General features: G+C 46.8%; 11 protein-coding genes. 6 read left to right on the top strand and 5 right to left on the bottom strand.

The features are described 5' to 3' along the window. Positions 1-103 precede the first annotated feature (103 nt). Positions 104-1,012, top strand: a complete 909-nt coding sequence (locus OCU74_RS11940; RefSeq protein ID WP_087479937.1) for a LysR family transcriptional regulator — start codon at positions 104-106, stop codon at positions 1,010-1,012. Here OCU74_RS11940 and OCU74_RS11935 read toward each other — a convergent pair. Then, the gene (locus OCU74_RS11935; protein ID WP_087479936.1) at positions 990-1,889 is read right to left on the bottom strand and encodes an AraC family transcriptional regulator; all 900 of its coding nucleotides are present in this window, start codon (positions 1,887-1,889) and stop codon (positions 990-992) included. The genes OCU74_RS11940 and OCU74_RS11935 overlap by 23 nt on opposite strands. A 427-nt stretch (positions 1,890-2,316) precedes the next feature. Between OCU74_RS11935 and OCU74_RS11930 the strand changes: the two genes are divergently transcribed. Further along, the gene (locus OCU74_RS11930; RefSeq protein ID WP_200807671.1) at positions 2,317-3,249 is read left to right on the top strand and encodes an AraC family transcriptional regulator; all 933 of its coding nucleotides are present in this window, start codon (positions 2,317-2,319) and stop codon (positions 3,247-3,249) included. 59 nt (positions 3,250-3,308) lie between these two features. Here the strand turns inward: OCU74_RS11930 and OCU74_RS11925 are convergent, their stop codons facing one another. Beyond that, entirely contained in the window at positions 3,309-3,743 is a 435-nt protein-coding gene (locus OCU74_RS11925; protein WP_200807670.1) for a cyclophilin-like fold protein, read from the bottom strand. Between the two features lie 688 nt (positions 3,744-4,431). On the opposite strand from OCU74_RS11925, the gene OCU74_RS11920 reads away from it, so the two are divergent. Next, positions 4,432-5,502 carry an alpha/beta hydrolase gene (locus tag OCU74_RS11920; RefSeq protein ID WP_087479934.1) on the top strand — a complete coding sequence of 357 codons (1,071 nt, stop codon included), beginning with the start codon at positions 4,432-4,434 and terminating at the stop codon, positions 5,500-5,502. Between the two features lie 168 nt (positions 5,503-5,670). Further along, positions 5,671-6,585: a LysR family transcriptional regulator gene (locus OCU74_RS11915; RefSeq protein ID WP_234993543.1), complete on the top strand. Its 915-nt coding sequence runs from the start codon at positions 5,671-5,673 to the stop codon at positions 6,583-6,585. A 195-nt stretch (positions 6,586-6,780) separates the two neighbouring features. Here the strand turns inward: OCU74_RS11915 and OCU74_RS11910 are convergent, their stop codons facing one another. The 3 genes from OCU74_RS11910 to OCU74_RS11900 form a co-directional block, all read right to left on the bottom strand. Beyond that, a complete protein-coding gene (locus tag OCU74_RS11910) occupies positions 6,781-7,887 on the bottom strand; it encodes an alkene reductase (protein WP_087479933.1) in 1,107 nt (368 codons plus the stop codon). 240 nt (positions 7,888-8,127) lie between these two features. After that, positions 8,128-9,294, bottom strand: coding sequence for an MBL fold metallo-hydrolase (locus OCU74_RS11905; RefSeq protein WP_087479932.1), 1,167 nt, complete (start codon positions 9,292-9,294; stop codon positions 8,128-8,130). A gap of 351 nt (positions 9,295-9,645) precedes the next feature. Continuing rightward, the gene (locus OCU74_RS11900; RefSeq protein WP_087479931.1) at positions 9,646-10,803 is read right to left on the bottom strand and encodes an iron-containing alcohol dehydrogenase; all 1,158 of its coding nucleotides are present in this window, start codon (positions 10,801-10,803) and stop codon (positions 9,646-9,648) included. 477 nt (positions 10,804-11,280) lie between these two features. On the opposite strand from OCU74_RS11900, the gene OCU74_RS22115 reads away from it, so the two are divergent. Together OCU74_RS22115 and OCU74_RS11895 are read left to right on the top strand one after the other, a co-directional pair. Next, complete coding sequence (locus OCU74_RS22115) at positions 11,281-11,436, top strand: DUF5989 family protein (RefSeq protein ID WP_390623629.1); 156 nt, start codon at positions 11,281-11,283, stop codon at positions 11,434-11,436. A gap of 159 nt (positions 11,437-11,595) precedes the next feature. Further along, positions 11,596-12,543 carry an SGNH/GDSL hydrolase family protein gene (locus OCU74_RS11895; protein WP_143693133.1) on the top strand — a complete coding sequence of 316 codons (948 nt, stop codon included), beginning with the start codon at positions 11,596-11,598 and terminating at the stop codon, positions 12,541-12,543. The last annotated feature ends 1 nt before the right edge of the window (position 12,544 follow it).

Here is a 12,544-nt window from a genome sequence, read left to right as displayed (position 1 = left end):
GTTATTGCGCCAACAAAGGTATTTTAGGTGGGGTATAAATATTTTTATGGGTCTGTATTTTATGGCTTTGTATTTTATGGATCTCTAACGGGCAGGAGGTTGTATGTCATTGACTCGTTTACGGACTTTTGTTGAAGTCTATCGCCAGCGATCGATTAGTGCGGCGGCAAGAAATCTGAATCTGACTCAGCCGGCGGTATCACAACATATCGCCGGGCTGGAAGTCGCGGTCGGAAGAAAGCTCTTTACCCGTGAAGCTGCCGGAGTAGAACCAACGGGTGCTGCCGATGAGCTGGCAGCGGATATCGGCGATAAACTGGATGTGGTGGAGTCAGCTCTGGCACAGGCGAAAGCCCGCTCGGTCGATATGGAAGGTGTGCTGCAAATCATCGGTCATGCTGATTTTATGGCGGAGGTGATTGCACCTCAGCTACTGCCGTTGCTGCAATCGGGAATTCGGGTGCGGATGCATGCCGGAGACGGCGATCTGGTTCATCACATGCTGGTGGAAGGACATTGTGATCTGGGATTTACGGCGCATCCGGTGACGGATAAGCGGTTACGCAGTGAAACTGTGATGGTCGCGCCGGTTTGGGCGGTAGCTGCGCCAGAAGTGGCTCAGCGAATTAGTCAGGCCGACGATTTTGCGCAGGCGTTTATGGATGAACCGATGCTGACCTACAATCTTGAACTGTCGGTGATTGGCGGCTGGCTGGAGAAAAACCGTATTCGTCCGGACGTGCATCCGCCGGCATTGGTCAGTCAGGATCTGCGGGCGTTGCGTCATCTGTTGATTCAGGGATTCGGCTGGACGGTTTTACCTGAATATCTGTGCCATGAACAGATTCAGCGTGGTGAACTTCAGCAGATACCGGCTCCGGTAGCCGACACCCGGCTGACGTATTATATGGCGTGGACACCGAGTGCGCTGAGGCAGCCCCGGATTGCTCATGCCCGGCAGACATTGTTATGGCAGTTGAATCCGCAGGCTAAACGCTCATCAGCCGACTGATATTTCGTTGTGGCGGCTCGCCGAACAGGCGTTTGTACTCGCGGTTGAACTGAGTCGGGCTTTCATAACCGACCGAGTAACCGGCAGTGCTGGCGTCCTGATGATCTTCCAGCATCAGACGCTGAGCTTCATACAGACGCAGGTGTTTATGATATTCAGTCGGGCTCATCGTCGTGACGCCCTTGAAGTGTTTGCGGAATGTTGAAGAAGCCATGTGTGTCATGGCTGCAAGCTCGTCGACATTTAACGGCTGGTGAAAGTTGCTCCGCAGCCAGTGAATGGCCTGAGAAATCTGATGGCCGTGGGTTCCCTGAGTATTGATGGATTTCAGGAAATTCCCGTGAGGGCCGAGCAACAGTTGCAGATAAATTTCTTGTAAAATCACAGGTGCCAGTACCGGAACCTGTTCTGGTTTATCAAACAGATCAACTAGGCGTGAAAAGGAGTGACGCAGTTCCGGTTCAACATCGATAATGACCGCACCTTTCCCGATTTGAGTCGGTGTACTTTTTGGCAACTGTGCCGACAACAGCGAAATCAAATGCATGTCGAGTTCCAGCGAAATCACCAGATAAGGATGCTCCGGAGTGGCGTCGAGCTGATAGCTCATGCTTGGCATATCGATTCCGGCCAGCAGAGCCTGACCAACCGTGTAGTGGTGAACTTCGTTGCCAACCACGGTTCGCTTAGAGCCTTGTACCGTCATGGCCAGTATCGGTTTATTAAAACAGTTTTCCGGTTGGTGTGATTTGTTCCTCCGGCAGAGCATGACACTGGATACCGGCGTCGGGTAATTACCAGGCTCCGGCATTCGTTGCAGGAGCTGTTCACGCAGTTGTTCAAAACCGGCAGACATCGTGTCTTGTGTCGCACTCATGATGTTCAGTCCCTTCTGTTGATTCCATACGTTTGTGCTGCCGCATTGTAGCAGAAAGCAGAGGTGATTCAGTCAGGAAAATTGAGAGAACTGACATGATTTATTACAAATAGATTAGTCGGATGGAACTGATGAATGATAGAATTATGCAACATCCGGCTCTGTTTACTGTAATCATTCCTAGTATTCATAAGGATATTGATCCTTGGCGATTAAATCAGTGATTGTTTTAAGCAAACAGACAGTTTTAAGCAAACAGATAGTTTTAAGCAAACAGATAGTTTTAAGCAAGCAGACAGTTTCTAAGTAAATAGATAAATCTCTAAGTAAATAAATAGCTTTAAGCAAACGGATCATTTTGAACACATCGGGCATTTAGGAACAGACGCGCCATTTGGCGGTTTGGTCCATCGGGGAGAAAACCATTTTGAGTCATAACATGGATGATACCGGTATCCGGGATCAGGAAATGCAGCGGATTAACGACGAGTTAATCCGCCGGTTAGTGGAACGTGTTCCGCATTCCGGGAAATATCCTACGGCGATCGCCGGGTTAGGTATTACTCGCTGGGATGAAGCAGAGACCCGGGACAACTGTTTCTATCAACCGGCGATCGGAATTATTCTGCAAGGGAGAAAAGAGTCACTCATCGGTGGTGAACTGTTTCACTACGGCGCTTTTGATTGTCTGGTGAACGGCGTTGATGTGCCAAGTCTGAGCCGGGTGCTTGAGGCGACACCGGAGCAGCCGATGTTTGCTGTTTCTCTGATTATCGATAAAGAGCTGGCGATGGAACTGGTGGCTGACATGCCACCGGACAATACAACCAGCCCGGAAGTGTGTCCCGGCGTGTCTCTCGCACCGACAGAACCGGAGGTGCTCGATGTCTTTCATCGTCTGATTCAGTTGCTGGATAAGCCGGAGCAGATCCCGTTGATGGCACCACTGTTAATTCGGGAAGTGATTGTCCGGATCCTGATGAGTCAGCAGGGAAAGACACTGCGTAAAATTTATCAGCAGGGTTCCTACAGTCATCAGATCGCGACGGCGATTGCCTGGCTGAAAGATAATTATATGCAACCATTATCCGTTGAGCGGTTAGCCAGCCATGTGCATATGGCAACATCAACATTCCACCGCCAGTTTAAACTGGTGACTTCGCTCAGCCCGCTGCAATACCAGAAACGGCTGCGTTTGTATGAAGCGCAGAAATTAATGATGGTTGAATATATGGATGCCAATACGGCCGGATTGAAAGTCGGTTATGAAAGTGCCCAGCAGTTCAGTCGTGAGTATAAACGTCTGTTCGGAGAACCGCCTTACCGCAATATTCAGCGTCTTCGTCAGGAACGGGCGTAATTTGCTGTTCAGGTTAATTTAACGGTTTCTCGCCGGTCTCGGCGAGAAACACGACAATATTATTCGACTTTCTCGATCCGGGCAGAAAAATCGCCGTTCATCTGCGCCAGAACTTCTTTTCCGGAAGCAATCTTACCGAGCACGAACAGGCGGCTGTCATGGCCTAAGCCTTTATAAAATACTGCAATATTTCCCCAGGGAGCATAATAGGTAAAATCTCCGGAAGCCTGAGCCGGAGTCGGTGAATTGTCCGTATTCAGCCGACGTGGCAGATAGGTGATTTTCTCTGTGCGGGCAAAGTCTTCAAAAGTGACCTGCATTGGTAACATGGAGATAAAATCCTGACTGGCCGGGTTGTCCAGCATATCCACGACAACACTGGGCTGTTGATCGATCACGATACGGATTTGATCGGCTGCCTGTGCGGTATTCATGTAAATGGTTGCTGCACTGATGATGGCTGCGGTAGCAACTGAGCGTATTTTTTTTCCCATAAATCACTTTTCCTCAATTTCTATGATTTTTTAATGCTGCTGCGGATGCATGGTTCAATGAAGAATCAGACATCATGCTGTTCTCTATATATCATATATCCAACAAATTCTGAGATGCAGTCTGGCAATAAATTTACTTAAGTATAGGTCTGTTTTGCTCTATTTTTTGCCTGATTCTCTTGATGTGGTTAATTGTTAGCTTATTTATTATAAATAATGTGCTTTGGCAGGATTGGGCAATAAATGGGTTGGTGTCTCTCTAACAATACTCAATGAAAAATAGTGATACTTTTCCCATAAAAATGTTCTGGATGTTTCTTGCTTATTAGAATTATTTTGTATATACCAAATAATCATATCAGTGAATGCATTGCATTACCTTTATTTTTTTAAGATCTCTTCTTTTTAGTGTTATCAGAAATAAATTATTACAATCTTCAGAGAAAGCTGAGTCTGTTTGACGGTTCATAACTGATGATTTTATATAAATAAAATGTACTTAAATAGTGTTGAATAACTGTTTTAAGCAGAATTGGGCAAAAAATGGGTAATTAAGTATCTACAGGTTTATCGGTAAATATTGATAATACATTCCAGTAGATGTAACCCTGGAAATAATCGATATCAGGAGTGTTTTTTCTGCGGTGAACATCGATGATGAAAAATTTGTCCATATCAGGAGATAAACATGAAAAAGTCCGTAATTGCTCTGGCTCTGAGCTCATTAGTGCTGGGGGCGAATCTGGCGGCAATGAATACTGCTTCCGCCGCAGATACAAACTATACCCCTGATCTGTCACGTGGTGCCGATAACTTCTATCACAGTGATAAGGTAACCATGCAGAAAGTAACTTTTCTGAACCAGTATAAAATGAAAGTTGTTGGCAATTTGTTCATCCCGAAAAGTGTGCAGGTTGGTGAAAAATTACCGGCGATTGTTGTCGGCCATCCGATGGGCGCAGTCAAAGAACAGAGTTCAAATCTGTATGCACAAAAACTGGCGGAACAGGGATTTGTCACTCTGGCTATCGACCTGTCTTTCTGGGGCGAGAGCGAAGGTCAGCCGCGTAATGCCGTCGCGCCGGAAATTTATGCTGAAGATTTTAGTGCAGCCGTTGATTTTCTGGGAACTCGTAATTTTGTACAAAGAGAGCATATCGGTGCCCTTGGGATCTGCGGTAGTGGTAGTTTTGTGATCAGTGCTGCGAAGATCGATCCGCGGATGAAGGCGATTGCGACAGTCAGTATGTACAACATGGGTGCGGTAACCCGCCACGCTCTCAACCACTCTTTAACTCTGGAACAGAGAAAAGCGATCATCGCTGAAGCAGCTGAACAGCGCTACGCTGAGTTTACCGGCGGTGAAACCAAATATACTGGTGGTACAGTTGATGAGCTGACCAATGACACCGGTGCGATTCAGCGCGAGTTCTATGACTTCTATCGTACGTCCCGGGGTGAATATGTTCCGAAAGGGATGGAGCGCTTGCTGACGACTCATCCGACACTGAGCAGCAATACCAAATTTGCGAATTTCTATCCTTTTCAGGATATTGAGACTATTTCTCCACGTCCGATGCTGTTTATTACCGGAGATAATGCACATTCAATTGAGTTCAGCCAGGATGCTTATAAGCGTGCCGGTGAGCCGAAAGAGCTTTACATTGTGCCGAATGCCGGTCACGTAGATCTGTATGACCGTGTTGACGTGATTCCTTTCGACAAACTAACTGATTTCTTCTCGGATAACCTGAAATAAGTCATTTTAAGTGTTTGATCGTTTGACAAGGCTGGTTGTGGTTACAACCGGCCTTTTTGTGTCTTTTTCCGGGGAGATGATGATTGCTTTTTGTTGCTCTGCCGTTCAAACTTCAGGTTTCGAGCTCTGGCTAATACCATACTCACCTGATTTTTTACGAGTCGTATCATGATGAAGAAAAAGGATAATTTAAGCGGTATTCACGCTTTTATGATGACAGCCCAGTTGGGGAGCTTCACTGCCGCGGCTGACCGGCTTTGTCTCACTAAGTCTGCTGTGGCAAAGAGTGTTGGCCGTCTGGAAGAAAGACTTGGTCTGAAACTTTTTCATCGTTCGACCCGCCGTTTAAGCCTGACTCCGGATGGGGAGTTTTATCTGAACCGCTGCCGGGAAGCATTAGATATTTTAGAGCATGCCGAATCGGTACTGACGGAACATATAGAAAAACCTTCCGGGCGGTTGCGGATTGATCTTCCGGCCGCTTTTGGCCGTAAGCTAGTGTTGCCTTTATTGCTTGAAATCTCTCAGCGTCATCCTGCTCTTTCTCTGGCGGTGACATTCAGTGAACGCTTCGTCGATTTGATTGAGGAAGGTATCGACTTTGTGGTGCGGATCGGTGAACTGAAAGACAGCAGCGAATTAATTGTCAGGCCGCTGACGACGCAGAAGCTGGTGATCTGTGCTGCACCGGATTATCTGCAACGCTGTGGTGTTCCTCAGTCCCTTGACGATATTTCACATCACCAGTGTATTTTAGGTTTTCGCAGCGAACAGGCGGTGGTCTGGAATCTGAAAGAGGCTGATGGTCAAACCCGTCGTTATACACCACCGGTCGGGCATGAATATGGTGATGGTGATGCGATGCTGGCAGCAACGCTAGCCGGGCAGGGATTATGTCAGTTACCCAAATGGCTGATTGATGATTATCTTGAGCGGGGTGAGCTGGTTGAGGTGCTGGCACAGTATTCCGGCTATGAAGTGCCGATTCATATTCTCTGGCCGAAAAGCAGTCATCTGCTGCCGAAAATCCGTTACACGGTTGACTGTTTATTGCAGGAAGCTCAGAAAGGGATTTTCGGTTAATTGTGCTTTGGTGATCGGAGGTGCTTTGGTGAACAGTGGTGCTTTGATGAACCGTGGTGCTGTGGTGTTTCGGTAAACTGTGTTTGGATGAATCGTACTTTGATGAATAATGCTTTGATAAATTGCGGTGAAACACAGGTTTATGGCCCGGCCTCACCGCGATTTTCAGCTCACTGATTGACGATCGTTGCCGTATCAGTTGACTTCATAGCTGGGAAAGTCGGTGTATCCCCGTTGGTCGCCACCGTAGTACACTTCCCGGTCTGCTTCAGCCAGTGGCCAGTCGTTCTGCATCCGTTCAACCAGATCCGGATTCGGAATATAAGGCTGACCGAATGCGACCAGATCCAGCTTGTCTTCTTGCAGATACTGTTCTGCTTTCTCTTTATCAAACCCACCGGCAATGATCAGCGGACCCTGATAGGTCGTCCGGAATTTTTCGATAAATCCATCCGGAATCGCCTGAGCACCCAGTGTTTTCTGATCACTCAGGTGAACATAGGCAAGATTGCGTTTAGACAGTTCACCGGCAATGTACAGCCAGGTTTCTTCTTCCTGCTCGAACGGGTGCATGTCACCGAAACGTCCGAATGGCGCTAGCCGGATTGCTGTTTTCCCGGAGCCGATAGCTGCTACGATAGCATCCACAATTTCCAGCGTCAGACGTGCGCGGTTTTCAATAGTCTGACCGCCATAAATATCCTGACGGGTATTCAGGGAAGCATTGATAAACTGCTCAAGCAGGTAGCCGTTGGCACCGTGAATTTCGATGCCGTCAAAGCCAGCTTCCATGGCATTTTTAGCTGCCTGAACGAAATCCTGTTTGATCTGTTCGATCCCTTCGAGTGTCAGTTCTTCCGGCTCGGATACGGCAACCCGGCCCGGATTTCCCTGTTCGTCAATGGCAAAACAGTGACCATTAACAGCGCTTTTGGCCACTGAACTGACCGGTGCTCCGCCATCGGGTTGCAGGCTGGTGTGTGACATTCTGCCGACATGCCATAGTTGGATGAAGATCTTGCCATTTTTGTCATGAACAGCCTGAGTGGTCTTTTTCCAGCCTTCAACCTGACTTTTACTGTAGATACCGGGAGTGAACAGGAATCCCTGACCCTGACGTGAAATCTGAGAACCTTCGGTGATCAGCAGACCGGCAGAAGCCCGCTGAGCATAATATAATGCTGTATCATCGTCGGCAGCATCCTGTGTATTGGTGATGCGTGCCCGTGTCATCGGAGCCATCGCGACCCGGTTGGCCAGTTCAATATCACCAAGTTTGAATGGGCTGAATAATTTGTTCATCGTTTGCCTCGTTAAATTTTAATTTTTCAGGACAGATGAATGGTTCACATCATCTGCCTGGGTTGAATTCGGGAGTTGCCAAGCTTCACTGGTGCTCACTATGATGGAATTTATTGAAGAGATAAATAGGCGTAAATTCGGAACATTGGCGAAAAAAAATCTACAATAAGGAAGGGAATGGGTTCCGGTGAGTGAAGGCAGTGGATTTCACTCACCGGAATCCGGTATGGGCTGTCGGTATTACTGCACGTTTCGCCACCATTTGCGGAAAGTCTGCGTGGTATCATCCATCTGAACACTTTCTCCGATACGTGGCGTCAGTAGGCGATAAGGCATTCCTTTACTGGCCTGATCAATGCGTTCTAGTGGTTCGTACCAGCTGTGACGGGACAGTTTGAAACGGCTGTTATGGGCAGGAATAATCGCTTTCGCCTGTAGATCGACACCAGCCTGAGCCGCTTCTTCCGGCATCATATGAATGTATTTCCAGTCCTGGTTGTATTGCCCGACTTCGAGAATGGCAATATCAAAACCGCCAAGTTTGTCCGCTATGGCTTTGAAGTGTTCGCTATAACCACTGTCACCGCTGATATAGAGTTTATGTTGCGGAGTAACCAGTGCAAATGAGCCCCACAGGGTTCGGTTGCGTTTGAGTAGGCGTCCGGAAAAATGTTGTGCCGGCAGAATGTGTATTTGCAGATCTCCGCCATCAAATGTGCTGAACCAGTCTCCTTCATGGATCTGGTCGGGAGAATATCCCCACTGAGTCAGGTAAGAACCGACACCGATCGGAGTAATAACCTGAGTGACTTTATTGTGTAATGCACGGATGCTCAGATAGTCCAGATGATCCCAGTGGTCATGAGAAATCAGCAAGTAATCTGCTTTGGGAATATCCTCCGCCGAATAGATATTACTGCCATGGAATGAGGTATTGGTCATCGGAACCGGCGAGGCATTGTTGCTGAAAACCGGATCAACCAGAATACGGATACCATCGATCTGAATAAAGTAGGAAGAATGTCCCATCCAGACAATCATATTTTCTGTCGGATCAAGTGTAAGCAAGTCGGTTTTGACCGAAGGCAATACCATTTCTGGTTTTGCATCTGCCTGTTCCTGAAACAGAAATTTATATAGTGATGTATACAGGCTGTCTGTTCCGGTATTGACGGGAACATCCACCGGATTATGAAATGTACCGGCATAATATTTTCCCTGATAGGACTGTTCTGCCACGATGGGATCGTCAAACTGAGGCTGTTGCAGATACAGATATCCGCCAGCTACAGCCACGGCCAGAATCAGAAGCAGGAATTTGACGCCGGTAAAAAGACGCGATCTGAACTTTCTTTTATCAAGTGTCTGAGGCGATTGCCTGAGAATCAGTGTTTTTATTCGCTGCATTATTTTTACTCACCAATAACGGGACTCAATCAATAAAGAGTTTTCGACTAACAGAGTCTTTAATTAATAAAAAACCTTCAACCAATCAAATGTCTTAACCAATGAACAGTTTCAATCAGAAAAAAAAGAGCAGGCACGGGGGTTTGCCTGCTGCTTTGTTTTAAATAGTGCATTGTTTTAAATAGAACATTGTTTTAAGAACAAGGGCTTTGAATCTAACGATTTTCACCCGTTCACTGATGTATTGCCAGAACTCCGGTGTTTTATCCGGTAACAAAATGTTTTCCGGGCAAACGCTCCGTTGTGCCGGCGATCAAAGCCGCCGGATGTGAATCCGACGGTATTGAGTTGTTACAGTGCCAGTTCCAGAAGCTCGGCGACTTCTTTTGGTGTGATATCACCATGCTCTCCCAGAGCAACGTGGCCGTGTTCTTCTAGCTTGGCTGTTACAGCCGGAATAATTTCAGCGCCCAGACCATAATCGGCCAACCGGGTTTTGATTCCCATTTGCTCAAAGAAGTTCTCGGTGGCTGTAATGGCCTGATCTGCAATACTGTCTGCGCTGCCTTCAGTGATATTCCAGACCGCAGCTGCGTATTGAACCAGTTTTGCCTGTTTGGCAGCTTTGCGGTATTTCCAGACGGCTGGCATGACGATAGCCAGTGTCTGACCGTGATCTAATCCATACAGCCCGGTAATTTCCTGACCGATCAGGTGTGTTGCCCAGTCACCAGGTGTTCCGGTGCTCAGTAATCCGTTCAGCGCCATGGTAGCTGCCCACATGATATTGGCCCGGGCGTCGTAATCTGTCGGATTTTCCAGAACTTTTGGTCCCTCCTCTTTCAGCGTATTCAGCAAGCCTTCTGCCAGCGCGTCCTGAACTTTCGCGTTTACCGGGTAAGTGATGTACTGCTCCAGAGTGTGCACATAAGCATCGACGACACCATTTGCTGTCTGGCGTGGTGGCAGTGTGTAGGTTGTTTCCGGGTCGAGTACAGAGAAGAGTGGAAATACATGGCTTGAAGAGAAGAACAGTTTGTCCTGAGTCTCCGCTCTGGTGACAACAGATGTGCTGTTCATTTCAGAACCGGTTGCAGCCAGTGTCAGGACACAGCCGAGAGGAATTGCATCGGTGACAACGCCACCACGGGATTCGATGATATCCCAGGTGTCGCCCTGATATTTTGCACCGGCAGCAATAAATTTGGTGCCATCAATGACAGAACCGCCGCCGACAGCAAGCAGAAAGTCAATTTTTTCTGCTTTGACGACTTCAATTGCTTTTTGCAGTGTTTCGTAATGAGGGTTTGGCTCAATACCACCGAATTCAAATACGGTGACATCTTTCAGTGCAGCTTTGACCTGATCTAACACACCATTGGTTTTAATGCTGCCACCACCATAGGTGATCAGGACGCGCATATCCGGAGTAATCTCATTTGCCAGCTGAGATATCTGGCCTCGGCCAAAATGAATACGGGCTGGGTTATGAAAAGTAAAGTTATCCATTGCTTGCTCCTGGTTGTAGTTTATTTTTTCTTGCCGGGTTCATTCTTACAGGAATACTTTTCCGACAAAATACAGGAAAAGGGACATCAGCCTCCGGCTTCATAGCCCAGAGTATTGATATACCTTTTATGAATTCATCTTTGATGGTGTCATTTTATGTCACGACACGAGAGAGTATAGATACCGGGTGCTTTATTTTTTGCTTATTTCTGCCGTACAACGGTGGAACACCTGAGCGATTGGTATGAATGGCAACCGTGTTCGTGGTTTCTGCTGAAGAGAAAATCCGCTTATCTTTTATTGATGTTTTTGTTACTTACTGTGGCTGAAATTGCCTGAATTATTAATGCCTTATTCTTGTCTGTTCTGCTGACGACTACTAGTATTCATAATAAAGCTTTAAAAGCAGAAGATTAACTGCATTTTATTTGTGGTGGGTAGTTTTGTTTGTTGAAACGTCAAAAGAATGGTTGGGATATGAAAGAAATTTTTGTCGAGCTATTGAGTTTTTTCTTTTCTAAAAAGAGTCGGATAATTCTTATTCCTTTCTTAGTGGTGTTATTCGTCTTATCCGGTTTATTCGTATTTTCGAGTGGTTCCAGCTGGGCACCGTTCATTTATGCTGTTTTCTAATCTGTTTTTAATATGACTGCACTCGACAGATGATCGTTTGAGCTGCTCTGCTTCTTGTCTGATTCTTATGTAAGTATGTGTTCACTCTGCGGATAAGACAGAACTTTATTAAGAACTGCTTTTCAATTTAATGTCTGGGGAAAAGTGAATTTCATGAAGATGGCTTCGTTGATACGTAATAGTCTCCTGGTTCTGTCTGGCGTCGTTTTAGCTTTGGTTGTTGGGGAAGGCATGGTTCGTCTGGCGACGATGAGCCAGGAAAACTACGTCATAGAGATGTGGCGTTATGCCAATTTGCTGAAAGAAAAAAGTGCGGATCCGCATATCGGTCATCAACATGTCCCCAATCGCTCTGCGACGTTACAAAACGTCACTATCCAGATTAATAGTCTGGGAATGCGTGGGCCGGAACCGGATAAAAGCGCGGTTCATCGGGTTGCAATTGTTGGCGATTCGATTGCTCTCGGCTGGGGTGTTGAGGATGAAGATAGCCTCAGAGGACAACTGGAACGGGAACTTCCGGTTGATTTTGATGTGGTGAACGCCGGCGTCGGAAACATGAATTTAAACCAGTCGGTGACATTATGGGAATCGATTGGACAGAAACTATCGGCAGATACCATTGTTGTTCTTGTGACACCAAGATCGACGGCGAGTGTGGTGACTAAATCGCCGGGGTGGCTGGTGGAACATAGTGAGCTGGCAGCACTGGCTTCGACATTTATTCAGCAAATGACCAGCGGAGAATTTGGCGAGGATGCCTTACTTGACGGATATCGCCAACAGTGGCAAGCCCCCGCTGGGCAAACGGTCTTATCTCAGGCATTCGGTAAGCTGAAACAAATCCAGAGTAAAACCGGAAGCCGTATCATCATTGTCTCTATTCCTGAGATGCATGATTTTAATCATTACCGATTTTCGTTTATGGGAGAGATTACCCGAAAATTTGCTAATCAGTATCATTTTGATTTTATTGATCCTCTGCCGGTGTTGCAGGGACCTCCGACATCATCATTCTGGGTTTCTCCAAATGATATTCATCTGAATAAAAAAGCTTTAGGCAGTATATCAACATTGATCGTCAGAGAAATGGAGAAGGAGCATTGAT

This window comes from Vibrio mangrovi (assembly GCF_024346955.1).
GTDB classification, from domain to species: domain Bacteria; phylum Pseudomonadota; class Gammaproteobacteria; order Enterobacterales; family Vibrionaceae; genus Vibrio; species Vibrio mangrovi.
This window is presented reverse-complemented; position numbering and strand designations above follow the sequence as displayed.